Genomic DNA, 24,913 nt, shown 5'->3' with positions numbered 1-24,913 from the left:
CGCACATTTTTTCATTCTTCAGCTTTTTTCAGGTGTCCCCATACGAGCCGCTGCGGCTTAAAACCCGGAAAGAATCCAGTCCGCCCGGTGCCGGGTTGCTGCAATGCGCACGGCATTGGGCTCGTCGGTGTCTCGTATCCAGTCGCGAGCTGCCTGTTCGCTGCGGCCGAAGCGCATATGCCGCTCCAGCAGGCGCTGGTGGCGGGTCACGGCATCCAGGTCGAGGTACCACGCCTCGTCGAGCAGGGCGCGCACTTCTGCCCATGGGCCTTCTTCCATCAGCAGGTAATTCCCTTCGGTGATCAGCAGTGGTTTGTCGCCTTCCAGCGCAATGCTTCCGGCGATGGACTCCTCCAGGCTGCGGTCAAAGTCGGGCGCATAGATAGTTTCACCCGGGGTCTGGTGGCGCAGGCGCTTGAGCAAATCCACAAAACCGGCACTGTCGAAGGTCTGCGGGGCGCCTTTGCAATGACGCAGCCCCAAGCGGGCCAACTCCCGGTTGGCGAGGTGAAAGCCGTCCATGGGCAGGTACTGGCTGCGGTCGGCAAAGTGGCGTTGCAGAGCCTGGGCCAGTGTGGACTTGCCGGCGCCCGGCCCGGCAGCAATGCCGAGAATGACGCGGCGCCCTCGGCCCAGCAGCGTTTCCACGCGCGCTATGGCCTCCAAAGGCAGGGTGAAGGCGGGAGCGGGGGCGGTTTCCGGAGTCGAAATATTTGCGGCCTGATTAGGGTTTTCCATAATTAAAGTAACTTGATTTAGTTGGTCGGTGAAGTTTATAGTCCGTCCACGCCGAAACCAGAGCGTAGTTCCCCGGGGCCCATTCCCGGGGTTTCATGACCACAAGTGTCGTACCGACCGAGGAGACTTGAATGAAAAAATCCACCACCCTGGCGCTGACCGCCATCGCATTTGCCGCTTCCGCTGCCACTTCTGCATTCGCCGCAGAGCCCGTGATCGGCCTGATCACCAAAACCGAAAGCAACCCTTTCTTCGTGAAGATGAAGGAAGGCGCGGAAGCCGAAGCCAAGAAACTGGGCGCCAAGTTGTTGAGCGCTTCCGGCAAGCAAGATGGCGACACCGCTGGCCAGATCGCCGCGATGGAAAACATGGTTGCCGCCGGCGCCAAGACCATCCTGATCACTTCTTCCGGCGACGCCATCGTCCCCACCATCAAGAAAATCAAGGCCCAAGGCGTGCAAGTGATTGCCTTGGACAGCCCCGTTGACGAAGCTGATGCCTTGTTCGCAACCAACAACTACAAGGCTGGCGAATTGATCGGTGCTTATGCCAAGACTGTGTTGGGTGGCAAGAAGCCCGTGATCGCGACCATGGACTTGTTCCCCGGCCACCCAGTGGGCGCACAGCGCCACAACGGTTTCCTGGCTGGCTACGGCTTGAAGTCCCTGGACGCCAAGAGCAACGAATTGGCTCAACCTGCTGAAGTGGTCTGCATGGCTGACAGCTACGGCGACGCTGCCAAGGGTCAGACCGGCATGGAAAACTGCTTGCAGAAAAACAGCAATATCAACGTGGTGTACGCCATCAATGAACCCGCTGCTGCAGGTGCGTACAAGGCGCTGAAGGCCGCTGGTAAAGAAAAAGATGTCGTGATCCTGGGTGTGGACGGCATGTGCTCCAACGGTGTGGGCAACGTCGAGAAGGGCGTGATCGCTGCGACCAGCATGCAATACCCCCTGAAGATGGCTGCAATGGGTGTGGCTGCCGGCGTGAAATACGCCAAAGACGGCAAGCGTCAGACCGGCTACACCGACACCGGTGTAGACCTGGTGGTGGGCAAGGCTGTGGCCGGCATCAAGAGCATCGACACCAAGACCGCTCGCGGTCAATGCTGGGGCGATTAATGGCCGAAGCGCCGGTCGGGCTTTGGGCCTGAATCGGCAAGGGGTCAGCCACTGCTGACCCCCTCTCCGGAAGCCCTCGGGATGGGGGCTTTCGTTTACTCTTCCCTTTGTGCATAGCCCGGTGGCACTGATTGTCCCTTGCCGCAGATCTAGCAAAGTTGACTTCCATGAACACGCTCAAAGCCAAACTTCCCCCCATGGGAACCTTAGGTCCGGCTATTGCCCTCGTGCTGGCCTGCGCCTTCTTTTCTTTCCAGCATGAGAACTTTCTCACGCTGAAGAACTTTTCCCTGATCCTGCAGCAAGTCATGGTGGTCGGCACGATCGCGATCGGCCAGACCCTGATCATCCTGACCGCCGGCATCGACCTGTCCTGCGGCATGGTGATGGCACTGGGCTCCATCGTCATGACCAAGTTCGCTGCCGACTACGGGCTGAGTGCTCCGGTCGCCATTTTGTGCGGCATTGCAGCGACAACCTTGTTCGGCCTGATCAATGGCTTGCTGGTAACCCGAGTCAAGCTCCCACCCTTTATCGTGACCCTGGGGACATTGAACATCGCGTTCGCCATCACCCAGCTCTATTCCCGCGCCCAAACAGTAACCAACATCCCCGACGGCATGAATCTGTTGGGTGAAACCTTCACCCTCGGTGCGGCCCGCGTACCCTTCGGCGTGGTGCTCATGCTGACTTTGTATGTGGCTGTCTGGATTTGGCTGCGTGACACCGCCCAAGGGCGCCACGTGTACGCCGTCGGCAACAGCCCCGAAGCCACCCGTCTTACCGGCATCTCCACAGAAAAAGTGCTGCTGGGTGTCTACGTTCTCGCAGGTGTGTTCTATGGCATCGCGTCCACATTGGCAGTAGCCCGTACCGGTGCAGGCGACCCGAATGCCGGTCAGACCGAAAACCTGGACGCCATCACCGCCGTGGTACTGGGCGGAACCAGCCTCTTCGGCGGCCGCGGCATCATTATTGGCACCCTGGTCGGCGCACTGATTGTGGGTGTGTTCCGCAACGGCCTGACGCTGATGGGCGTGTCCTCGGTGTACCAGATTCTGGTGACCGGTATTCTGGTGATTCTGGCGGTCGCCACGGATCAAATGTCCCGCAAAGGAGCACGTTAATGAGCGCCCCGCAAATCGTGATGCAGGCCAAGGGCCTGGTCAAACGCTATGGTCAAGTCACTGCTTTGGATGGCGCGGACTTTGAACTTCGCGCCGGTGAAATTCTGGCGGTGATCGGTGACAACGGCGCAGGCAAGTCATCGCTGATCAAGTGCCTCTCCGGAGCCACCATTCCCGACGAAGGTGAAATCCTTCTCGACGGCAAAGTGATTCGCTTCAAGAGCCCTATCGACGCACGCATGTCAGGCATCGAAACGGTGTACCAGGACCTCGCTGTGGCGCCAGCCATGACGATCTCAGAAAACCTGTTTCTTGGTCGTGAACTGCGCCGCGCAGGGTTGCTGGGCAAACTCGGCTTCATCGACAAGAAGCGAATGCTCACTGAGAGCATCACCCGCATGAACGATCTCAAGGTCGGCATCCGCTCCATGACGCAAGCGGTGGAAACGCTGTCTGGCGGTCAGCGCCAATGCGTCGCGGTGGGGCGGGCGGCAGCATTTGCACAGCACGTGGTCATCATGGATGAGCCCACTGCAGCACTCGGAGTCAAAGAAGGCAACATGGTGCTCGAGCTGATCCGCCGTGTGCGCGACAAGGGCTTGCCAGTCGTGCTGATTTCTCACAATATGCCACACGTATTTGAGGTGGCAGACCGCATTCACATTGCCCGCCTGGGCAAGCGCGCGGCGGTGGTCAACCCCAAGAAAATCAGCATGAGTGATACCGTGGCGGTGATGACAGGTGCCAAATCGGTAGACGATCTGCCTGAAGACGCGTTGGCTTATTAAGAAAGAGGCAAGACCTTGCTCAAGGGAATCGATCCGGTCCTGACGCCGGAATTGCTGAAGGTGATGATGGAAATGGGCCATGACGACACCATCGTGCTGGCTGATGCCAATTTCACCGCAGTGCGCTATGCCAATGGCAAACCACTCATCCGTTTGCCAGGCATTGGCATGGCACGCGCTGTCGCGGCCGTGACATCGCTGATGCCGCTGGTAGCGGACGAGCGACACCCGGTGGGCTTCATGCATGTGAGCGGGCAGCCCGAGGGTTACCGCTCTGCGCTCCAGCGGGAAGTGCTGGAAACCTTGGAGCCCGGCTTCCTGCAAGGGCAAACGGCCGAGCCTATTGAGCGCTATGCCTTCTATGAACGCACAGCGTCGGCCTTTGCCATTGTCCTCACAGGCGAGTTGCAGCCTTTCGGGAATTTCTTGTTACGCAAGGGAGTGATCGGCGACAATCTCCGACCATGAACTTCGTCGAATCCCTGCCGAACGCACGCGCTGATGCACTGGCCCCGCCAGTGGCCACGGCGCCCCCGGTATTGCGGCCACGTGGCTCGAACCACGTGGGCATGCGCCAGTTCAATGAACGTGTGGTTCTGCAGGCGGTTCGACTGAACGGAAGTTTGCCCAAGGCAGACTTGGCCCGATTGACCGGGCTGACAGCCCAAACCATCGGCTTGATCACCACCCGTCTCGAGGACGACGGACTTTTGCTGCGGCAAGACCGGGTACGCGGCCGTATTGGCCAGCCCTCCGTGCCCATGGCTCTGAACCCGGACGGTGCTTTCTCGCTCGGCATCAAGATCGGCCGGCGCAGTGCAGACTGGTTGTTGGTGGATTTCACCGGCGCGGTTCGTGCCCGTGAAACCCTGCCATATGACTTTCCGGATGCGGAAGCTCTGTTGCCTGAAGTGCAAAAACGCATGCGCGCCATCCAGGATGGTTTGGGCCCCTTGGCGCAGCGCATCGTGGGTGTGGGCGTAGCCGCACCCTTCAATTTGGGCGGTTGGCACAAGATGCTGGGCTTGTCCGAGACAGTGTCTGACCAGTGGAACCATATTGACCTGGCTGCCCAGGTACAGGCCATGACGGATGTGCCGGTAAGTTTTGCCAAAGACACGCAAGCCGCGTGTGTGGCGGAGCTGGTGTCCGGCCGTGGTCGTGATCTGAAAAGCTTTTTGTACCTGTTCGTCGACACCTTTGTAGGTGGCGGCTTGGTGCTGAACTCGCATCTGCACGGCGGCATCCACGGCAATGCGGGTGCGGTAGCGTCTTTACCCTTGCAAGTGGCCAGCGGCGGTGCAATTCCTGAGCAACTGCTGGCCCATGCCTCTTTGTGGGAGCTGGAGCAGCACTACAAAGAAAAAGGCCTGGACCCCACAGCGGCCTACGATGATCGTGCCCTAGAAGGTGCTTATGCACTCTTAACGGATGCCTGGATTGCCAGTGCGGCCCAAGGCTTGGCGCAGTGCGTGGTGAGCGGCACTGCTTTTTTGGATCTGGATGCGGTGGTGATTGACGGGTCGTTCTCCCGCACCATGCTGAAGCGGCTGATTGACCAGACCACATTGGCGCTTCGCAATTACAACTGGGAAGGCCTGTGGCCTGCCAAAGTCATTGCCGGCAGCATCGGTTCCGACGCTCGCGCCCTGGGCGGCGCCTTATTGCCCTTGCATGAAAACTTCGCACCGGACCGCGACCTGTTTTTGAAGGTCACCTCCTGAATCGATTAGCCCCTGCGCAAGGGCAGCCGGATTTCAAAGCACGCACCGCCTTCAGGCCGGTTGCTGCACTTCACGCTACCCCCATGCCGCTCGGCAATGGACTTCACCAAGGCCAAGCCCAGCCCGACACCGCCTTCCCGCTCGGAAGCGCCGGGTAGCCGGTAAAACGGCTCGAAGATGCGCTCTTGTTGTTCCGGCGGAACCCCGGGCCCCGAATCACGCACCTGCAACACCGCCCAATCGCCGTCCTGCCGCAGATTCAAATGGACTTCTCCAGCTCCGTATCGGCGGGCGTTTTCCAGCAGGTTGCGCACCGCGCGCCGCAATAACTTGGCCACACCGGGTACCGCAAGCTCAGCCGCTTCCACATCCAGCTGTGCCTGATTGCGCGCACATTCTTCAGCCGCCAGACCGATTAACTCCACGGCTTCAATCGTCCCGAGGTCGGCCTCTTTGGCGTCCAGTCGGCTGGCGAGCAGGATCTCTTCGATCAGCTGATCCAGCTCGCTGATGTTGCGTGAGATCTCTTGCTTGAATGCCGGGCTGGGCGAGCTTCCCATGAGCTCCAGGCCCATGCGGATGCGCGCGAGCGGTGACCGCAACTCGTGCGATGCATTCGCCAACAGAGACTTCTGGGACGCGAGCAAGGTATCGCGGGATTTGACCAATGTCTCTATCTGCTCCGCAGCATGGTTGAAGCGGGAAGCCAGAAAGCCTACCTCGTCGTCGCCTTGCATCGCTACACGCGCACTCAGGTCGCCATTGCCCCAGCGTTCGACGCCATGTTGCAAACTCTCCAAGCGCCGCGTGAGCCGCCGGATGATGGGGTAGGTGCCCAGCGCCACCGCCAATGCCACCAGCGCCAAAGTCCAGACGAAGCCGAAGGGGGCACGGAAGCTGCTGTTGGGCGGGCGCGGAAGGTGCAAATGAAAGGTCTGGCCGTCTTGCATGCGCACCAGAAATTCGGGGCCACGGCCAAAACGTCCAGGACGGTTTTCATCCAGGGCGTCGGGGCCGTCGTCCTTGTTATCGGCGGGAGGCGGCGCTTCGCCCATGCCCAGACCGGGGACTGGGGGCGGTGGCCTGCTCAAACGGGCTCGGCCGCTGCCAATGACTTCGCCATATTCATTGCGGACCACCACTTCCCGAAGGGGCGGCTCGCTGGTCATGCGCCAAGCCCAACCCGCGAGCAATGTCAGCACGATCACCGTCAGCACAACGGCGAGCCAGATGCGGACGTAGAGCCGGTGCAGGAACACGGTCAGTCCTGCTGGCGGGCGAACACATAGCCGACGCCGCGCACAGTCAGAATGCGCTTGGGGTCTTTGGCGTCCACTTCAATTGCCGCGCGGATGCGGCCCATGTGCACGTCAATCGAGCGGTCAAAGGCTTCCAGCTCGCGGCCCCGCACGGCCTCCATGATCTGGTCACGGGTGAGCACACGGCCTGCACGTTCAGCCAGTGCCACGAGCAAATCAAACTGGTAGGAGGTCAGTTCACAGGGTTTGCCTCCCACAACCACTGTGCGTGCATCCCTGTCAATTTCCAGGGTGCCAAAGCGAAGGGCTTTGCTGTTGGTTGCCGGAGCCTCGCCTTTGCGACGCAAGATGGCGCGTATGCGAGCCAGCAACTCGCGGGGCTCAAAAGGTTTGGGCAGGTAGTCGTCAGCGCCGATTTCCAATCCGATGATGCGGTCCATGGCATCGCCTTTGGCGGTCAGCATGAGTACCGGCACTTGGCCCATGGCACCGGGGAGGGCGCGGATGCGACGGCAGATCTCCAGGCCGTCCATGTCGGGCAGCATCAAGTCCAGGATGACCAGATCGGGAGCGTCATGTCCGGTGTCGGGTGCAAGCCGGGCGAGCCCGCTGTGCCCGTCGCCGGCATGGGCCACGGAGAATCCGGATTGGTCCAGATACTCGGCCACCATGGAGGCAAGCCGGGCATCGTCTTCGATCATGAGCAGGTTTTGGCGCATGCCCGCAGTCTAGTCCCGGACGCTACGGAAGGTATGCGCCGGGTCTGAAGTTTCCGTAAAGTTGGGTAAATTTCGCTATATAAATGATAGCTTTCCGCGCACATTCAATGGGCGGGAGAGTCAGTTTTCATTCTGGACGCAAATGCAATCAGCACCAATACCGGAACCCCCAGGCAGGCGGTACCGATGAAGAACTGGGTGTAGCCGAATGCGTTGACAAAGTCGCCCGAGAACCCGGCCAGAAACTTGGGCAATAGCACCATCATGGAGCTGAACAACGCATATTGCGTGGCGGAGTAGCGCACGTTCGTCAGCGACGACAGGTAGGCCACGAATGCAGCGGTGGCTATCCCGCTGGAGAAGTTATCTGCTGAAATGACCGCAATCAGGGCGTGCAGGTCATGCCCGCGGCTACCGAGCCAGGCAAATAGCAAATTGCTGCCGGCACTCAGCACCGCACCCAGCATCAGTACCCGCAACACCCCCATCCGCATGGCCAGTGCACCACCCACAAACGCACCCACCAGTGTCATGATCACTCCGTAAACCTTGGTGATCGAGGCCACTTCTCCCTTGGTGTAGCCCATATCCACATAAAAGGGATTGGCCATGATGCCCATGACTACGTCGCTGATCCGGTAGCTCGCAATCAGGGCCAGGATCAGGGCCGCATGCCAGCGGTGCCGTTTGAAGAATTCGGAAAAGGGTTCTACCAAAGCACTTTGCAACCACTCTGCCGCATTGCGCGCCGGCGCCAACGGGCGCGGTGCTGGCTCCCGGGAAAAGATCACGGTGAGCATGCCCGGCAACATGCTGAGCGCCATGACCAGGTAGGCGGTGCGCCACGCGGCGTATTGGTACAGCTCCGCATTGGGGGTTTCACTGGCGGCCGCAATCCACAGGGCGCCTGCACCGGCCCAGATCATGGCCAAGCGGTAGCCCGCCATATAGGTCGCAGACAAGGCAGCTTGGTGCTGGCTGTCGCCCGACTCAATCCGGAAGGCATCCAGTGCGATGTCTTGCGTGGCGGAGGCGAAAGCCAATGCAATCGCGCACCACACCACGGGCGCCAAGGCCTGCTTTGGATCGGTGAAAGCCATGATGCACAAAGCCAGCATGATGGCGCTTTGCGCCAGGATGAGCCAACTGCGGCGTCGGCCCAGCAAACGCGTTAATACTGGAATGGGCAGGCGATCCACCAGCGGTGCCCACGCCCACTTGAAGCCGAAGGCGATGCCCACCCAACTCATGTGGCCGATGGTGCTGCGGTCCACCCCCGCTTCACGCAGCCAGAAGCTCAGGGTGCCGAATACCAGCAAAAACGGCAGTCCCGCGGAAAAACCCAGCGAAAGCATGCGCAAAGAGGCAGGCTCCGCATAGACCCTGAGGGTGTCCCGCCAGTGGGGTTTGTCATCGGGGCGCGGGGTGTCAGGCGTTACAGAGCTCATCGGGGAATAATACCTGTCCACTCAGGAGTCTTAGCCAGCCATGCCGACCGTTCTCGTTGATTTGCCAGTCACCCGTCGCTCATTCCACCTTGGTGTCGCTGCGTTGGCTTTCGCCATCGCCGCGCTGGCTGCTTTGCCTGCCGTTGCGCGTGAGGGGGTGGACGTGGGCGGCAACTCGGCTTTCAGCAAGCTGGTGCCTGCTGAAGAAATAGAACAATCCGCCGCCCAGCAGTACGCGCAGATGTTGGCTAAGGCTGATCAGCAACGGGCGCTGGCCGGCAAAGAGCACCCGCAGCTGCAGCGCCTGCGCGCGATCGCCCGGCGCATCATTCCTTATGCAAACGAATGGAATCCGCGTGCCAGAAACTGGCAGTGGGAGGTCAACCTGATCGGATCCAAACAGATTAATGCGTTTTGCATGCCGGGCGGCAAGATTGCCTTCTACACCGGCATTCTGGACACCCTCAAACTCACCGATGACGAGGTGGCGATGGTCATGGGGCATGAAATCGCCCATGCCTTGCGGGAACACGCCCGGGAGCGCATGGGCAAAACGGCGGCCACCGGCTTGGGCGCGAACTTGCTGAGTCAGGTATTGGGGCTGGGTCAGGTCGGGCAAACCGTCACCCAATACGGCGCGCAGGTATTGACTTTAAAGTTCAGCCGCGAAGACGAATCAGAGGCCGACCTCGTAGGGCTGGAGCTCGCAGCCCGGGCGGGCTACGACCCGCGCGCCGGCATCAGTCTGTGGCGAAAGATGTCCGCTGCCAACAAAAATGCCCCGCCGCAGTGGCTTTCCACTCACCCTGCTGGCGACACCCGCATTGCTGACATGGAGGCCGCCATGCCCCAAGTGGTACCTCTGTATAACAAGGCGCAGAAACCGAGCAAGAATGCGACACCTTGAGCTTTGCAGCGGAAAGCGTGACAAAAATCACACAGCATTAGTCTGCGTGGACTATTGCTGCGATGCAACCCACCCACGAAAATTACAAGTACTTACACACCTAAAGGGAGCGCTATGCGCAACATTCTAAAAACCACTTTCGGCGGGCTACTGGTTGCTCTAACCCTCGCAGGGCAAGCTGCAGCAACAGTGGCGCCGGTGTTCACGATCAATGACACGAAGAAAACCACGACTGTAAATTTGAGCTCTACGTCTTCAAGTAACCGTTTCGATGTGGGTGTTCCCTCGGGCTTTAGTCTCGTAGATACCAAAATCGGAAGCTTTCTGTCCCTGAGCAGTGCCGCTGATCTGGTGTTCACGTTTGTCGGCGAAGAGGCTGGATACAACAACGTATTCGGTGCGATCAAGTTCAAACCATTTGATATAGGCTTGTTTTCCAACAATGCGTCAACAGCTGGTTCGACTTCATTCACTTTCTCCAACGTGGCTTCCGGTCATTTGAACTTCGGTTTCCTGTCCGACGCAAAGATTGGTCAGTACTTTGGGAACGGGAGCCTGAACATTGGCCTCAAGCTCAGCGATGACCACCGGAGTGCTTTGCTGATGTTCAATGACTCATACAAAGGGGACAAAGACTATGACGATATGGTTGTGAAAGTTTCCATAATGGCAGCAGTCCCTGAGCCTGAAACTTACGCGTTGATGTTGGGTGGGTTGGCAATGATCGGTGCCCTCGCTCGCCGGCGTAAACAGCAGGCTTAATTCTCTCCTTTGCAATGTTTAAAAAGAGCCCTAAGGGGCTCTTTTTTACTGATTCTGAAAAGGTTAGTTCGTCACAGAGAAAAGTCGTAGCTCACGGTGATGGGCGCGTGGTCAGAGAACTTTTCTGCCTTGTAGATGGCAACCTCTTTGGCTGTCGCAGCCAGGGCCGGCGTAGCCAGGTGGTAATCCAGGCGCCAGCCTACGTTCTTCGCATATGCCTGTCCGCGGTTACTCCACCACGTGTAGCAGTCGTCGGTGGCCGTAGGCTCCAGCTGGCGATACACGTCGACCAAGCCGCCTTCGCTGAGGGCCTTGCTCATCCAGGCGCGCTCTTCCGGCAAAAAGCCTGAGTTCTTCTTGTTGCCTTTCCAGTTCTTCAGGTCGACTTCCTGGTGCGCGATGTTCAAGTCTCCGCACAGCACGAGTTCCCGTTCTGCCCTGAGCTGCTGGAGGTGAGGGTAGAACTCGGCGAGAAAGCGGAACTTGGCCGCCTGTCGCTCTTCGCCTGAAGAGCCGCTGGGAAAGTACGCGCTGATGATGGAAAACTTGCGCGATGGGGTGTCGAAACGCAACTCAACATAGCGGCCTTCGGCGTCAAATTCGGCAGAACCGTAGCCGATGCGCACATCGCTCGGGGCATGTTTGGTGTAGACCCCGACGCCGGAGTAGCCCTTTTTCTCGGCAAAGTGAAAGTGTCCCTGGAGCTCACCGAAATACTCGAAGCGCCCGGCGATATCAGGTGCCTGCGCTTTCACTTCCTGCACGCAAATACAATCAGGCTGCGCCTGCGTGAGCCAGGCTTCCAGGCCTTTGCTGGTGGCGGAACGGATGCCGTTGAGGTTGAGGCTGGTTAATTTAAACAAGGAATTCCCCATGTCGGATAAAGACCCGTTGGCCCAAGAGTTTGTGCAGTTTGCAATCGAGTGCGGGGTGCTGCGGTTCGGCGAATTCAAAACCAAGGCCGGCCGCATGAGCCCCTACTTTTTCAATGCCGGGCTGTTTGACGACGGGGCCAAACTCGGACGGCTCGCCGGATTCTATGCGCAGCGTTTGCTGGCGAGTGGCATCGAGTTCGATATGGTGTTCGGCCCGGCCTACAAGGGCATTCCCTTGGGCGCGGCCGTGGCGATCGAGCTGGCGCGTCTCGGCCGTAATGTGCCATTTGCCTACAACCGCAAAGAAGCCAAAGACCATGGCGAAGGCGGCACTTTGGTGGGCGCGCCACTCAAGGGTCGCGTGTTGATCATTGATGACGTGATGTCTGCTGGAACCGCGGCACGTGAGTCCATCGCCATCATTCAGGCCGCTGGTGCGACCCCCCATGCTGTCTGCATCGCCCTGGACCGCCAGGAAATGGCGACAGAGAACGGCCAGGATGTGCCTTACAGTGCAGTGCAGTACGTGCGCGAGCAGTTGGGTCTGAAGGTCTGCGCAATTGCGAAGCTGGGGGATTTGATGCAGTATCTGGATCAAAGCACGGGCTCTACCCAGGATGCCCAGCGCGTGTTGGCCTATCGCCAACGTTACGGGGTTGAAGAAAGATAATTCATGAACAAGGCAACGATCGCAGCCTACCTGGCCCTCGCGGCATGGGTGGCCGGTACCTCCACCTATGTCAGCGCGCAGGCCGTTGCGCCTGTGCAAGGCGGGGTGTACACCTGCGTAGACGCCAAGGGCCGCAAATTGACCTCCGACCGGCCTATCGTGGAATGCATTGACCGCGAACAGAAGATTCTGAATCCCAGCGGTACGGTGCGTGCCAAAGTGGGCCCCAGCCTGACCGCTAAAGAATTGGCGGAAATCGAAGCCAAGGAAAAGCGCGAAGCCGAGGAGCGCAACCGCACTGCCGAAGAAAAGCGGCGTGACCGGGCCCTGCTGACCCGGTACCCCAGTAAAGCGGTGCATGACCAGGAGCGCGCGGATGCCTTGTCGCAAATCACAGTGGTGATCAAAGCGGCGAGCAACCGGCTCGAAGAGTTGGGGAAACAGCGCCGCTCAATCGACGAAGAGATGGAGTTCTATAAAAAGGACCCCACCAAAGCCCCGGCGTATGTGCGTCGCCAACTTGAAGAAAACACCCAGAGCCAAGCAGTGCAGCGCCGTTTCATCGGGGAGCAGGAAGCTGAAGTCAAACGCGTCAACGAGCGCTTTGACGATGAACTGGGGCGGCTGAAACAGCTCTGGGCTGCCGCAGCCGCGGTACCGAAATAACCATTAATTGGCGAGTTTGCTGCGCAGCAGGTCGTTGACCTGTTGCGGGTTTGCCTTGCCTTTGCTGGCCTTCATGATCTGACCCACCAAGCCGTTCAGGGCCTTTTCGTTCCCCGCCTTGAACTCAGCAACGTTCTTGGCATTGGCAGCAATCACGTCATCGACGATGGCTTCCAATGCGCCGGTGTCGTTCATCTGCTTGAGATCGCGGTCAATGATGATCTTTTCAACATATGCTGCCAGATCAATGATGTCGTTATGACGTTCAGCGCAAAGCGCTTGGAATGCAGTCTTTGCACCGCCCCCGTTGATCTCGCCGGACGCAATCCGCTTCACGATTTCGCCGACTGCCCGCGGGTTTGGGACCTCAGGATCGTCGATGGATATCCCCTGCTTATTCGTGAAAGCTGAGACTTCACCCAAGACCCAGTTCGCTGCGAGTTTGGGTTGGCCACTGATCTGTGCCGTAGTCTCGAAATACTTTGCGATCATCTGGCTTTGTGTAAGCTGTGTCGCATCGTATTCACTCAGACCGTAGTCCGCCTGGAAGCGTGCAGCCATATTGCGGGGCAATTCGGCCATTTGCGCGCTTACCGTCTCGATCCACTGCTCTGAAATACATAGCGGCGGCAGGTCGGGGTCGGGGAAGTAGCGGTAGTCGGCCGCATCTTCTTTGGTGCGCATGGCGCGTGTTTCACCCGTGTCGGGGTTGAATAGCACGGTGGCTTGTTGGATCTCGTGGCCGTCTTCAATCTGCTCGATCTGCCAGCGCACCTCGTAGTCGATGGCTTGCTGCATGAACTTGAAGCTGTTCAGGTTCTTGATCTCGCGGCGGGTGCCCAGGGGTTGGCCGGGTTTGCGAACCGACACGTTGGCGTCGCAACGGAAGGAACCTTCCTGCATGTTGCCATCGCAAATGCCGATCCAGGTCACGATCTTGTGCAGTTCTTTCGCATAGGCCACGGCTTCTGCACTGGAACGCATGTCTGGCTCCGTCACGATTTCCAGCAGTGGCGTACCCGCGCGGTTCAGATCGATACCGCTTTGCCCGATAAAGTCTTCATGCAGCGACTTGCCGGCGTCTTCTTCCAAGTGCGCGCGCACCAGGCGCACGGTTTTCTTTTCGTCACCCAAGAAAAACTCCACGGCTCCGCCTTGCACCACCGGAATCTCAAACTGGCTGATCTGGTAGCCCTTGGGCAGGTCAGGGTAGAAGTAGTTTTTGCGGGCAAAGATGCTGCGCGGAGCAATATGCGAGTTGATGGCCATGCCAAATTGGATGGCGCGCTCGACCGCGCCTTTGTTCATCACCGGCAAGGTGCCGGGCAGGGCCAAGTCCACTGCGCAAGCTTGTGTGTTGGGCTCTGCACCAAAGGCCGTGCTGGCGCGCGAAAAAATCTTCGACTGGGTCGAAAGTTGGGCGTGGGTTTCAAAGCCGATGATGACCTCGTAGCCATGCACCAGCGGGCCGGTGGGGCGGCCTTGTTGTTGTGCTTCGAATGTGTTCACAGTCTCACTCATGTTCAGAATCCTGCGGGCTTGGCCAGGTGGTAATCGGTGGCTTGCTGGAAGCGGTGGGCTGCGTTGAGCAGGCGCGCTTCGTCGAGGTAATTGCCCAACAACTGCATGCCGATGGGCAGACCTTTGTCAGCTTCAGACTTGGCAAAGCCGACGGGGATGCTCATGCCTGGCAGTCCGGCCAGTGAGCCGGACAAGGTGAAGATGTCGGCCAGGTAGTTGGCGACAGGATCATCCGATTTTTCACCGATCTTCCATGCCACGGTAGGTGCCACGGGCCCGGCGATCACGTCGCATTCCTTGAACGCGTTCTGGAAATCGTCCGCGATCATGCGGCGGATCTTTTGCGCCTGCAGGTAATAGGCGTCGTAATAACCATGGCTCAGCACATAGGTGCCGATCATGATGCGGCGTTTCACCTCGTCGCCAAAGCCTTCGGCGCGGGTCTTTTTGTACATGTCGGCCAAGTCGCCGTAGTTCTTGGCGCGGTGGCCGAACTTCACACCGTCAAAGCGGCTCAGGTTGCTGGACGCTTCTGCGGGCGCAATGATGTAGTACACCGGGATGGACAATTCGGTGCGTGGCAGAGCAATGGGCACCAGCTTGGCGCCGAGTTGTTCGTACTGTTTGAGCGCGGCATCCACTGCGCTTCGCACATCGTCGGACAAACCGTCCCCGAAAAACTCTTTCGGTACGCCTATGCGCAGGCCTTCGATGCTGTCGTTTAGCTTGCGAGTGAAGTTCTCCGCGGGCGCGTCCAGAGAAGTGGAGTCACGGTCCGGGTCCGGGCCGCACATCGCGGACAACAGCAAGGCGCAGTCTTCGGCACTGCGGGCCATGGGACCAGCTTGATCCAGACTAGAGGCAAATGCCACCATGCCGTAGCGGGAAGCACGGCCGTAGGTGGGTTTGATGCCGGTGATGCCGCAAAACGCGGCCGGTTGGCGGATGGAACCGCCAGTGTCGGTGCCTGTCGCAGCGGGTGCCAGGCGGGCTGCGACCACGGCCGCGCTGCCGCCGGAGGATCCGCCCGGAATGCGAGAGGTGTCCCACGGATTGAGTACCGGTGCGACGGTGTCGCTGCCCACTGCCGCAACCGCCGTGTTTTCGTTGCTCGAGCCCATTGCGAACTCGTCGCAGTTCACTTTGCCCAGGGTTATTGCACCTGCTTCTGCCAGCTTGCTCACCACGGTGGCATCAAACGGCGAACGGTAGCCCTTGAGCATGCGGGAGCCGGCGGTGGTGGCGAAGTCTCGGGTCACAAAGATGTCTTTGTGGGCCAATGGCAGGCCTTCCAGCGCACCAGCGGTTCCGGCAGCAATGCGTGCGTCGGCGGCCTTGGCCTGCGCCAGTGTGGCATCTGCGTTGAGGTCTACGAACGCCGCAAGGTTGGCGTGTGCTTGGCTGCGGTCTAGAAAATGCTGAGCCAATTCAGTGGCCGAAACTTGTTTGTCTGCAATCGCTTGCACCAGTTCCTGAACACTCAGGTCGTGCGGCGCGCGGGTGGAGAGAGGAGTCGTCATAACTTTACGTGGCTTTACTCAATGACCTTGGGGACCAGGAACAGGCCGCGCTCGACGGCGGGGGCACTGCGCTGGTTGGCTTCACGGTTGTCGGGCTCGGAGACGGCGTCGTCCCGCAGGCGCAAGGTGATGTCCTGGATGGCGGCTACCGGGTGTGCCAAGGGTTGAACACCCGTGGTGTCCACAGCCCGCATGGTCTCGACAATCCCAAAAAAACCATTCAATTGTGTGAGCATGCGCTCACTTTCATCGGGCTGCAATTCAAGGCGCGCCAAGTTGGCAATGCGGGCGATGTCGGAAGATGTCAGTGACATGGGTGTAGAAGAGTTGAAACCAAGGGTAATTCGTGTGAAACCACGGTTTCCCCTGAGAGTTATTCACAGGCGATGGGTTATTATCCTGCCTTTGGCCGAGAGACCGGAAAACCCCGGACTTTGACGTCAAGCTTACGATTTCAAATTGTTAAAACCGGTGATGCAGCGCCGAAGCGTGCTGTGTGCCTGAGAGGATATGTAATGTTTGGAGCTTTCCGTCAGTATTTTTCTACTGACCTGGCGATTGACCTCGGTACCGCCAACACCCTGATTTTTGTGCGTGACAAGGGCATCGTTCTTGACGAACCCTCCGTAGTCGCCATCCGCCACGAAGGTGGCCCCCAAGGCAAGAAAACCATCCAGGCCGTAGGCCGCGAAGCCAAGGCCATGTTGGGCAAAGTGCCCGGCAACATCGAGGCGATCCGCCCGATGAAAGACGGCGTGATTGCCGACTTTACGGTGACTGAGCAGATGCTCAAGCAGTTCATCAAGATGGTGCACCCCCGCGGCGTGTTCAAGCCCAGCCCCCGTATCATCATTTGCGTGCCTTGCGGCTCCACCCAAGTGGAACGTCGAGCTATCCGTGAATCCGCGCTCGGCGCAGGCGCCAGCGACGTGTACCTGATTGAAGAACCCATGGCAGCAGCCATCGGTGCCGGTTTGCCAGTGGCTGAAGCCAGTGGCTCCATGGCGGTAGACATCGGTGGTGGTACGACCGAAGTGGGCGTGATCTCCCTGGGCGGCATGGTCTACAAGGGCTCGGTCCGTGTTGGCGGCGACAAGTTTGACGAAGCCATCATCAACTACATCCGCCGTAACTACGGCATGTTGATCGGTGAGCCCACTGCAGAGGCCATCAAGAAACAAATCGGTTCTGCATTCCCCGGCTCTGAAGTCAAGGAAATGGAAGTCCGCGGTCGCAACCTGTCTGAAGGTGTGCCACGCAGCTTCACCATCTCCTCCAACGAAATCCTGGAAGCACTGACGGACCCGTTGAACAACATCGTGTCCGCCGTCAAGAACGCCTTGGAACAAACCCCGCCTGAATTGGGTGCCGACATTGCCGACCGCGGCATGATGTTGACCGGCGGTGGCGCCTTGTTGCGCGACCTGGACCGTTTGCTGGCCGAAGAAACCGGTTTGCCGGTGTTGGTCGCTGAAGACCCGCTGACCTGCGTGGTGCGAGGTTGCGGTATCGCACTGGAGCAGATGGAACGTTTGGGCTCCATTTTCACCAGCGAATAAACGCTTCGAGTTACTGAACGCCGGACGCAGCGATGCCACTCGGTACGCTGGACAGAGATCCTCCCCCCTTCTTCCGTCAGGGCCCTTCGGCCCTGTCCAAGCTGGCCGTCTGTAGTGCCTTGGCACTGCTTTTGATGGTGGCCGACGCGCGCTTCAAGGTCATGCAACCTTTGCGTGTTGCATTGGCCGCCGTGCTGTATCCGGTGCAGTGGCTGGCGTTACAACCCGTGGAGTTGGCGGGGCGCATGGGCAATTATTTTTCCACGCTCGCCACCGCAGAGACGGCCCAGGAAGAAGCCCGCCGCAAACTCAGCGTCCAGTCGCAGCGGGCCAACCAGGTTGAGCAGCTGGAGTTGGAGAACCAACGCTTGCGCAAGTTGCTGGATCTGTCGCAACGCTTGACCACCGACTTCCGTGCTGCACAGGTGATCTACGAAGCTGCAGACCCTTACACCCGCAAAGTGATCATTGACAAGGGCTTGATGCACCGGATGGTGGTGGGTTCTCCGGTGCTGGACGAAGCCGGCGTGATCGGACAAATCACCAATGTGTATCCCCTCGTGAGCGAAGTGACCCTGATCACCGACCGCGACCATGCCATTCCCGTGCTGAACGTGCGCACGGGCGCGCGGGGCGTCGCCTTTGGCGACACATCGACCCATGCCGATGCTTTGGAGCTGCGCTACATGGCGGCCAATGCAGACGTTGCCGTAGGCGACCTGTTGACGACCAGTGGTGTGGACGGTGTGTACCCCCCGGGCTTGCCGGTAGCCCGTGTGGAGAAAGTGGAGCGCAAAGTGGATGCCGTGTTCGCCCGCATTTACTGCGTCCCGCTCGGTCTGGTATCGGGCGCCGAACACGTGATCGTGTTGGACCCTCTGGGAGACAAAGTGCCAGCGCGTCCCGCGCCAGAAGCGCCGGTGCCTGCTGCCAAATCACGGGGGGCGCGACCATGATCATGCGTCCGGGCCAACAATTGTTGCTGCCGGCCAGGCCCCTGTTCATCTGGAGCAGTTTGCTGGCTGCGCTCTTGCTGAACATGTTGTTGAACATGGGCTTGTGGGGGCGCGCTGCGTGGACGCCGGACATGCTCGCCCTCGTGTTGGTGTTCTGGACGGTCCACCAACCCTTGCGTATCGGCATCGTTGCAGCGTTTTTTTTCGGTTTGCTGATGGATGTGCACCAGGGCGCATTGCTCGGTCAACACGCCATGTCCTACACCGTGCTCAGCTTTTTGGCGATCACGGTGCATCGCCGTTTGTTGTGGTTTACCGTGCCTTCCCAAGCTGCGCAGGTATTGCCTTTGTTTGTGGCTGCGCACGCATTGGAGTTGCTGTTGCGCATGTCCGGCGGTGGAGCCTTCCCCGGCTGGTCATTGCTGTTGGCGCCGGTGTTGGAGGCCGCCCTGTGGCCTGTGGCCAGTGTGGTGCTGTTGGCGCCTCAGCGTCGTGCTCCGGACCCCGATGAAAACCGCCCTTTGTAAGGCGCAGGCTGCATGACCGAGTTACGCAATGTCCAGGCGGATCTGGCGCGCTTCCGGACCCGGGTGTTCGTGGTCAGCGTGCTGGTGCTGGTGTGCTTCTTTTTGTTGTTTGCCCGCTTGGTGTATCTGCAGATCTTCCGGCACGATGACTTGCGCGCCCAAGCGGAAAGCAACCGTACCTCCATTGTTCCCATCGTGCCTAACCGGGGCCTGATCGTGGACCGTAACGGCATCGTGCTGGCCACCAATTATTCTGCATACACACTAGAAATCACCCCCTCCAAAAGCGGCGGCGTGGAAGAAACCTTGGACGAGCTTTCCAAGGTGGTGGATATCACGCCCCGCGATCGCCGGCGGTTCAAAAAGCTGATGGAAGAGTCCAAGAGCTTTGAATCCCTGCCGATCCGTACCCGATTGACAGACACGGAAGTAGCGCGCTTTGCTGCGCAGCGATTCCGTTTTCCCGGCGTGGAGATCAAGGCCCGACTGTTCCGCAACTACCCTTACGGGGATCTCGCCAGCCACGTGATCGGCTATATCGGCCGCATCAACCGTGCTGAAAAAGAGAAGATTGACGACAGTGAAGATCAAGCTAACTACCGCGGCACCGAATACATCGGCAAGCTGGGGGTAGAGCAAAGCTTTGAGTCGGTGCTTCATGGCATCACTGGGGTGGAGCGCATTGAAACCTCTGCAGGTGGCCGCGCAGTACGCAAGCTGGCCAGCAACCCTTCCACTCCCGGCAACGTGGTGGTGCTGTCCATCGACATCAAGTTGCAGAAGTTGATCGAGGACATGTTCGGCACCCGTCGCGGCGCCTTGGTGGCCTTGGACCCCAAGACTGGGGAAGTGCTGGCCTTTGTGAGCAAGCCCACATTCGATTCCAACCTGTTCGTGGAAGGCATTGACCAGGAAAACTGGCAGATGCTCAATGAGTCCATCGACAAGCCTTTGCTCAATCGCGCCTTGCGCGGCACGTATCCGCCGGGTTCGACTTACAAGCCATTCATGGCCATGGCTGCTCTGGAAACCGGCACCCGCACACCACAGACACTGATCAACGACCCGGGCTTCTACATGTTCGGTGGCAACCGCTTCGGCAGCCCGGAAAACGAACGCGGCGGCATCATGGACATGCGTCGTGCCATTGTGGAGTCGAGCAACGTTTATTTCTACTCGCTGGCCAATGAGTTGGGCGTAGACACCATGCACGACTTCATGGCGCCTCTGGGTTTCGGCCAGATCACCGGCATTGACATCAATGGGGAAGTGCGCGGTGTGTTACCCAGCCAAGCCTGGAAGCGCAAATACTACAAGCGCCCCGAGCAGCAAAAGTGGTACGCCGGCGAGACGATTTCATTGGGTATCGGTCAGGGCTACAACAGCTTCACCATGCTGCAGATTGCCCAGGCGGTGTCTACCCTGGCAAACAACGGCGTCAAGCACAAACCTCAACTCGTCACTGCGACGCAGGACGCCACGACCCGGGTGCGCACACCCGTGGCGCCAGAGCCTCCCATTGACCTCGCCTTCAAGCCGGAAAACCTCAAGGTGGTCAAAGATGCCATGGTTGGTGTGACCCAGGGTGGTACCGGTACGCGTGTGTTCGCGGGTGCAGGTTATGTGAGCGGGGGCAAAACCGGTACGGCGCAGGCGGTGAGTCTGGCCAAAAACCAGAAATACAACGCTTCCACCATGGAAGAGCACCAGCGCGATCACTCCTTGTACGTGGCCTTTGCGCCTGCTGAGGATCCCAAAATCGCCCTCGCGGTGATCGTCGAAAACGCAGGCTTTGGCGCTGCTGCTGCTGCCCCGATTGCCCGACGCACTTTCGACTATTGGCTGCTCGGCCAGTACCCCAGCGAAGAAGACTTGGCGGCGGTGAGTCAGGGCAAAGCCACCGCGCCCATCGGCAAGCCCCGCGTAGCCGCCGAGCTACCGTGGCCACCTCCGCGCTAACGCGCCTTACATGCCTCGTAAAAACGCGTCGTAAGCGGTCTTGAGAATCAGCGCGGAGACGACGGCGATGAACACCGAGCGTACAAACCCCGTACCGTGCTTCAGTGCCAAGTGGGTACCTGCCAGGCTGCCGATGACATTGGCCACGGCCATAACGACCACGTAGTGCCACCACACGTGCCCGGTCAAGGTAAACAGCACAAGTGCCGCTGAGTTGGAGGCGGTGTTGAGCAGTTTGGCGCCGGCGGAGGCATGCAAGAAGTCATAACCCAGCACACGGACCAACAGAAACACAAAAAAGCTGCCGGTGCCGGGGCCGAAAAATCCGTCGTAAAAGCCGATGCCACCCCCAATGGCACATGCCATGAACACTTCCTTGCGGCCGCTGAACTGTGGCAGGTGGTGGCGGCCCAGTTCTTTTTTCGCCAAGGTGTAACCCAGTACCAGGACAAGAATGAAGGGCAGCGCCTTGCGCAGGTACTGGGGCGAGATCTGGGTCACCAGCCACGCACCCGAAAGTGCTGCTGCAAAGCACACCAGCGTTGCGGGCAACAAGGCGCGCCAGGGCAGACTCACCTGACGGTTGTAGCGCACGGCGGCAAAAGCCGTGCCCGCTACCGCGGCCCCCTTGTTGGTACCAAACAGGGTCGCCGGATGGGCTGTGGGAAACAAGGCAAACAAGGCAGGCGTCAGGATCAAACCACCCCCGCCCACAATCGAATCAATAAATCCGGCAAGTCCGGAGGCGAGCGAGGCGATGAGCAATTCCATGCAAGGATTGTCGCATCCGCCTGTCGGAGCTTTCTGCTATGAATTCAGGAGCTGGTCACGCATATCTGGTGGGCGCTAGCCAAGCATTTGTCTCTGAAAATAAAAAAGCACCGGGGGTGCCGGTGCTTTTGTAAAGCTGCATCGTTATGTGCAGAGTTATTGGTTGTGTTCTTAGCCGTCTCCTCGGCGTCGTTTCAAGTCCGGCCTTGTGGGCCTCGCAGTTGCTGTTCGGTTCAGCGTTGGCACGAACTGTATCCGCCCTTCCTGCGGTCCGGCATCAGGACAAACCCTTCATTGGCGCAGCTCGGCATCCTCGGCAATCCATTGCGCGGCCTTCTCCGCAATCATCAAAGTGGGTGAATTGGTGTTGCCGCTGGTAATGAGGGGCATCACACCCGCATCGACCACTCGCAAGCCGGCCACGCCCCGCACTTTGAGGCGGCTGTCCACCACGGCCATGGGGTCGTGGTCCGGGCCTTCGACCCTTCCCATCTTGGTAGTGCCCACCGGGTGGAAGATAGTGGTGGCAATATCCCCCGCCAGTTGGGCCAGCTCAGCATCCGTCTGGAACTGCACACCCGGTTTGTATTCTTCGGGTTGGAACTTCTGCAGGGCGGGTTGCGCGACGATGCGACGCGTGATGCGCAGAGAGTCTGCGGCCACCTTGCGGTCTTCGTCGGTGCTCAGGTAGTTCGGCGCAATTTTCGGGGCACTCCGGAAGTCGTTGGACTGGATGCTGACTGCCCCACGGCTGGTGGGGTTCAGGTTGCACACGCTCGCGGTAAACGCGTTGAAGCTGTGCAGGGGCTCGCCGAACGCTTCCAGGCTCAAGGGTTGTACGTGGTACTGGATGTTGGGGTAGGCCTGGTCCGGGCTGCTGCGGGTAAAGGCGCCGAGCTGGCTGGGCGCCATGCTCATGGGGCCGCTGCGCTTGAGTGCATATTCCAACCCGATCCTGGCTTTGCCCCACAGGCTGTTGGCCTGGGTGTTAAGGGTCGTGGTGTTTTTGACCTTGAAGACGGCGCGAATCTGCAGGTGATCCTGCAAATTCGCACCAACGCCGGGTGTGTCCTGTACGACCGGAATGCCATGCTCTTGCAGGAGTGTCCCCGGGCCGATGCCTGAGAGTTGCAGGATCTGCGGTGAGCCTACGGCGCCAGCACACAGCAAGACCTCGTTGCGGGCAGTAGCGGTCACCATTTCGCTGCCGCTCCAGACCTGCACGCCCGTGCAGCGCAGGGGCGCATCCATAGTTCCGCTACCGCTGTGGGGCTCCACAACCAGCTTGGCGACCTGGGCACTGGTCCACAGCTCGAAGTTGGGCCGGGCGTAGCACATGGGGCGCAAAAAAGCCTTGGCGGTATTCCAGCGCCAGCCTGCGCGCTGGTTCACCTCGAAGTAGCCCACGCCTTCATTGCTGCCGCGGTTGAAGTCGTCGGTGGCAGGTACACCGGCCTCTGTGGCGGCTTGTGCAAATGCGTCGAGGACGTCCCAGCGCAGGCGCTGTTTTTCCACCCGCCATTCGCCGCCCGCCTGGTGGTGGCGAAGCACCTTGCCGTAATCGGTGCTGTTGTGCTGGATCAGCGGGGAGGCCGTTCCCTTGGCACCATGCAGTGCGTTGGCGCCCTTGTAGTGGTCTTCATGGAGCTTGAAGTAAGGCAAGCTGTTGTCCCAGGTCCAGCTGGCGTCGCCGGTGAGCTGGGCCCAACGGTCGTAGTCGCGGGCCTGGCCGCGCATGTAAATCATGCCGTTGATACTGCTGCAGCCGCCCAGCGTTTTGCCGCGCGGGTAGCGCAGGCTGCGCCCGTTGAGTCCGGCTTCGGCAGCAGTCTGGAACAGCCAGTCAGTGCGCGGGTTGCCGATGCAGTAGAGGTAGCCCACCGGGATGTGAATCCAGTGGTAATCATCTTTGCGCCCTGCCTCGATCAGAAGCACGCGCTTGGATGCATTGGCGCTCAACCGGTTCGCGAGCAGGCAGCCTGCAGTACCTGCGCCGATGATGATGTAGTCGAAAGTGGTGTCGTTGTTCATAGCATCAGGAAGCAGGCCGCAGCCACTGCGGTGGGGAGCAAGGCACCGAGTAGCAAGCCGCCCGCGCCTATCGATTGGTCTTCAAAGCCTTGACGCAGCAAGGCCACGCCGGCCGGGTTGGGCGCATTCGCGATGACGGTGAGGCCGCCACCCGCCACGGCACCGGCCACCAGCATGTACTGCGCAGCCGGTGAAATACCTTGAATCAGCGAGCCCAGGTAGGTGAGCGCGGCATTGTCGGTGACCGCAGTCAGTACCAGAGCGCCGAAGAAAAGTTCGGTGGGTGCAAGGCTGGACACGATGGGCTGCAGCCACCACTGCTGCATGCCGCCGAGAACGACGAGACCGGCAAGAAAGAAGCCGACCAGCAGGCCCTCTTTGAGGATCAGCGGACTCTGGAAACGGGCATAGGCCTGGGTGTAACCAAGGAAGAACAGGAACAGGCCCAGGAACAGCACAGGGTGGTGGGCCAGCACGACGACGCCAGCCAGAAATGCCAGATGCACCAGACTGACCAGCCAAGGTACTGCTTCTTGGGCGGCTGCCGCATTTGCGGCAATGGCAGCTGGCAAGTGCTTGCGCAAAACCCAGGCCATCGCACTGGCGTTGATCAACACAGCCAATGCCGCTTTCCAGCCGAACTGGCTGGCCATGAAAGCCGTGTCCCAGTTCCAGGTGGATGCCACCATCAGCACGGGTGGCGCGGCGTAGGAGGTCAATGTGCCTCCAATGGAAATGTTCACAAACAACACGCCCAAAGCGGCGTACTTGAGGCGCTCCGGCATGTCCGGCCGGAAGATCTGGGGTGCCAGCATCAGGGCTGCCAGGGTCATGGCTGCGGGCTCAGTAATCAGCGAGCCTAGCAGCGGCACCACTGCCAAGCCCAGCCATGCCAGTACCAGCGGCGCAGGCAAAGGTACTAAATAGCTGATGCCGGCCAACAGGGAGCGCACCGCTTCCAACACCGGCCGGGATGCGGCCACCACCATGACCACGCATACAAACAGCGGCTCGGTGTACTGGCGCGACTCGGCGTAATCAATGGCTTCTTTGCTTCCCGCTATTAAGGCCATGGCTGCCACCAGCACGAACGCCCAGAAGCCGAACACCACTTCGACTTCCCCCAGCAAATGCAAAAGACCTGCATGGGCGGGATGGCGGTGCGCGAGCGATTCAAAAAATTTGGCACAGAAGGTGTGCACCAGCGCTATGCCAAAGAGCACGGCACCGACGATATTCAACAGGGAAGGGGCGTCAGTCAT

24 protein-coding genes are annotated in these 24,913 nt (G+C 59.6%); 13 read left to right on the top strand and 11 right to left on the bottom strand.

Annotation, left to right across the window (positions count from 1 at the left end; all coding sequences use genetic code 11):
• Positions 1-57: 57 nt before the first annotated feature.
• Positions 58-738, bottom strand: coding sequence for a nucleoside/nucleotide kinase family protein (locus ACOAP0_RS08710; protein WP_498374813.1), 681 nt, complete (start codon positions 736-738; stop codon positions 58-60).
• Between the two features lie 131 nt (positions 739-869).
• Here ACOAP0_RS08710 and ACOAP0_RS08705 point away from each other — a divergent pair, with 131 nt between their 5' ends.
• The 5 genes from ACOAP0_RS08705 (at position 870) to ACOAP0_RS08685 (ending at position 5,501) form a co-directional block, all read left to right on the top strand.
• Positions 870-1,862: a substrate-binding domain-containing protein gene (locus tag ACOAP0_RS08705; RefSeq protein WP_498374812.1), complete on the top strand. Its 993-nt coding sequence runs from the start codon at positions 870-872 to the stop codon at positions 1,860-1,862.
• A gap of 167 nt (positions 1,863-2,029) precedes the next feature.
• Positions 2,030-2,989: an ABC transporter permease gene (locus ACOAP0_RS08700; protein ID WP_087495529.1), complete on the top strand. Its 960-nt coding sequence runs from the start codon at positions 2,030-2,032 to the stop codon at positions 2,987-2,989.
• Entirely contained in the window at positions 2,989-3,777 is a 789-nt protein-coding gene (locus ACOAP0_RS08695) for an ATP-binding cassette domain-containing protein (protein ID WP_498374811.1), read from the top strand. Before ACOAP0_RS08700 ends, ACOAP0_RS08695 begins: the two co-directional genes overlap by 1 nt.
• A gap of 15 nt (positions 3,778-3,792) precedes the next feature.
• The gene (locus tag ACOAP0_RS08690) at positions 3,793-4,245 is read left to right on the top strand and encodes an RbsD/FucU family protein (RefSeq protein ID WP_481874910.1); all 453 of its coding nucleotides are present in this window, start codon (positions 3,793-3,795) and stop codon (positions 4,243-4,245) included.
• A complete protein-coding gene (locus ACOAP0_RS08685) occupies positions 4,242-5,501 on the top strand; it encodes an ROK family transcriptional regulator (RefSeq protein ID WP_498374810.1) in 1,260 nt (419 codons plus the stop codon). Before ACOAP0_RS08690 ends, ACOAP0_RS08685 begins: the two co-directional genes overlap by 4 nt.
• 5 nt (positions 5,502-5,506) lie before the next feature.
• On the opposite strand, the gene ACOAP0_RS08680 is transcribed toward ACOAP0_RS08685, so the two are convergent.
• The 3 genes from ACOAP0_RS08680 to ACOAP0_RS08670 form a co-directional block, all read right to left on the bottom strand.
• Entirely contained in the window at positions 5,507-6,760 is a 1,254-nt protein-coding gene (locus ACOAP0_RS08680) for a sensor histidine kinase (protein ID WP_498374809.1), read from the bottom strand.
• A 2-nt stretch (positions 6,761-6,762) separates the two neighbouring features.
• Positions 6,763-7,479, bottom strand: coding sequence for a response regulator (locus tag ACOAP0_RS08675; RefSeq protein ID WP_087495524.1), 717 nt, complete (start codon positions 7,477-7,479; stop codon positions 6,763-6,765).
• A gap of 104 nt (positions 7,480-7,583) precedes the next feature.
• On the bottom strand, positions 7,584-8,927 hold the full coding sequence (locus ACOAP0_RS08670; protein WP_498391380.1) for an AmpG family muropeptide MFS transporter: 1,344 nt from the start codon (positions 8,925-8,927) through the stop codon (positions 7,584-7,586).
• A gap of 40 nt (positions 8,928-8,967) precedes the next feature.
• On the opposite strand from ACOAP0_RS08670, the gene ACOAP0_RS08665 reads away from it, so the two are divergent.
• Together ACOAP0_RS08665 and ACOAP0_RS08660 are read left to right on the top strand one after the other, a co-directional pair.
• Complete coding sequence (locus tag ACOAP0_RS08665) at positions 8,968-9,834, top strand: M48 family metallopeptidase (protein WP_498374807.1); 867 nt, start codon at positions 8,968-8,970, stop codon at positions 9,832-9,834.
• A 114-nt stretch (positions 9,835-9,948) separates the two neighbouring features.
• Positions 9,949-10,596 (top strand): PEP-CTERM sorting domain-containing protein, encoded by a 648-nt coding sequence (locus ACOAP0_RS08660; RefSeq protein ID WP_498374806.1) that lies wholly within the window; start codon positions 9,949-9,951, stop codon positions 10,594-10,596.
• Between the two features lie 71 nt (positions 10,597-10,667).
• On the opposite strand, the gene ACOAP0_RS08655 is transcribed toward ACOAP0_RS08660, so the two are convergent.
• Complete coding sequence (locus ACOAP0_RS08655; protein ID WP_498374805.1) at positions 10,668-11,459, bottom strand: exodeoxyribonuclease III; 792 nt, start codon at positions 11,457-11,459, stop codon at positions 10,668-10,670.
• Positions 11,460-11,469: 10 nt separating this feature from the next.
• Here ACOAP0_RS08655 and pyrE point away from each other — a divergent pair, with 10 nt between their 5' ends.
• Both pyrE and ACOAP0_RS08645 read left to right on the top strand, forming a co-directional pair.
• On the top strand, positions 11,470-12,141 hold the full coding sequence (pyrE, locus tag ACOAP0_RS08650) for an orotate phosphoribosyltransferase (protein WP_087495521.1): 672 nt from the start codon (positions 11,470-11,472) through the stop codon (positions 12,139-12,141).
• Between the two features lie 3 nt (positions 12,142-12,144).
• Complete coding sequence (locus ACOAP0_RS08645; RefSeq protein WP_498374804.1) at positions 12,145-12,807, top strand: DUF4124 domain-containing protein; 663 nt, start codon at positions 12,145-12,147, stop codon at positions 12,805-12,807.
• A 3-nt stretch (positions 12,808-12,810) separates the two neighbouring features.
• On the opposite strand, the gene gatB is transcribed toward ACOAP0_RS08645, so the two are convergent.
• From gatB to gatC, 3 genes are read right to left on the bottom strand one after another with little or no spacing between them, the layout of a single operon-like run.
• Positions 12,811-14,328, bottom strand: a complete 1,518-nt coding sequence (gene gatB, locus ACOAP0_RS08640) for an Asp-tRNA(Asn)/Glu-tRNA(Gln) amidotransferase subunit GatB (protein WP_498374803.1) — start codon at positions 14,326-14,328, stop codon at positions 12,811-12,813.
• A 2-nt stretch (positions 14,329-14,330) separates the two neighbouring features.
• Complete coding sequence (gene gatA / locus ACOAP0_RS08635) at positions 14,331-15,848, bottom strand: Asp-tRNA(Asn)/Glu-tRNA(Gln) amidotransferase subunit GatA (protein ID WP_498374802.1); 1,518 nt, start codon at positions 15,846-15,848, stop codon at positions 14,331-14,333.
• A 14-nt stretch (positions 15,849-15,862) separates the two neighbouring features.
• Complete coding sequence (gatC, locus tag ACOAP0_RS08630; RefSeq protein ID WP_498374801.1) at positions 15,863-16,162, bottom strand: Asp-tRNA(Asn)/Glu-tRNA(Gln) amidotransferase subunit GatC; 300 nt, start codon at positions 16,160-16,162, stop codon at positions 15,863-15,865.
• Between the two features lie 201 nt (positions 16,163-16,363).
• On the opposite strand from gatC, the gene ACOAP0_RS08625 reads away from it, so the two are divergent.
• From ACOAP0_RS08625 to mrdA, 4 genes are read left to right on the top strand one after another with little or no spacing between them, the layout of a single operon-like run.
• Positions 16,364-17,407: a rod shape-determining protein gene (locus tag ACOAP0_RS08625; RefSeq protein WP_498391379.1), complete on the top strand. Its 1,044-nt coding sequence runs from the start codon at positions 16,364-16,366 to the stop codon at positions 17,405-17,407.
• Between the two features lie 32 nt (positions 17,408-17,439).
• Positions 17,440-18,363, top strand: coding sequence for a rod shape-determining protein MreC (mreC, locus tag ACOAP0_RS08620; protein WP_481874919.1), 924 nt, complete (start codon positions 17,440-17,442; stop codon positions 18,361-18,363).
• Positions 18,360-18,890: a rod shape-determining protein MreD gene (gene mreD / locus ACOAP0_RS08615; RefSeq protein ID WP_087495515.1), complete on the top strand. Its 531-nt coding sequence runs from the start codon at positions 18,360-18,362 to the stop codon at positions 18,888-18,890. Before mreC ends, mreD begins: the two co-directional genes overlap by 4 nt.
• Positions 18,891-18,902: 12 nt before the next feature.
• The gene (mrdA, locus tag ACOAP0_RS08610; RefSeq protein ID WP_087495514.1) at positions 18,903-20,849 is read left to right on the top strand and encodes a penicillin-binding protein 2; all 1,947 of its coding nucleotides are present in this window, start codon (positions 18,903-18,905) and stop codon (positions 20,847-20,849) included.
• Positions 20,850-20,855: 6 nt separating this feature from the next.
• Here mrdA and ACOAP0_RS08605 read toward each other — a convergent pair whose 3' ends face one another.
• The 3 genes from ACOAP0_RS08605 to ACOAP0_RS08595 form a co-directional block, all read right to left on the bottom strand.
• Entirely contained in the window at positions 20,856-21,620 is a 765-nt protein-coding gene (locus ACOAP0_RS08605) for a sulfite exporter TauE/SafE family protein (RefSeq protein ID WP_498374800.1), read from the bottom strand.
• Between the two features lie 291 nt (positions 21,621-21,911).
• The gene (locus ACOAP0_RS08600; RefSeq protein ID WP_498374799.1) at positions 21,912-23,651 is read right to left on the bottom strand and encodes a GMC family oxidoreductase; all 1,740 of its coding nucleotides are present in this window, start codon (positions 23,649-23,651) and stop codon (positions 21,912-21,914) included.
• The gene (locus ACOAP0_RS08595; protein ID WP_498374798.1) at positions 23,648-24,913 is read right to left on the bottom strand and encodes a putative Na+/H+ antiporter; all 1,266 of its coding nucleotides are present in this window, start codon (positions 24,911-24,913) and stop codon (positions 23,648-23,650) included. The genes ACOAP0_RS08600 and ACOAP0_RS08595 overlap by 4 nt, the downstream gene beginning before the upstream one ends.

It is taken from the genome of Curvibacter sp. Hmag1.1 (genome assembly GCF_059769165.1).
Note: the sequence above shows the minus strand (reverse complement) of the source record. Positions and strands in the feature narration are given on the sequence as shown.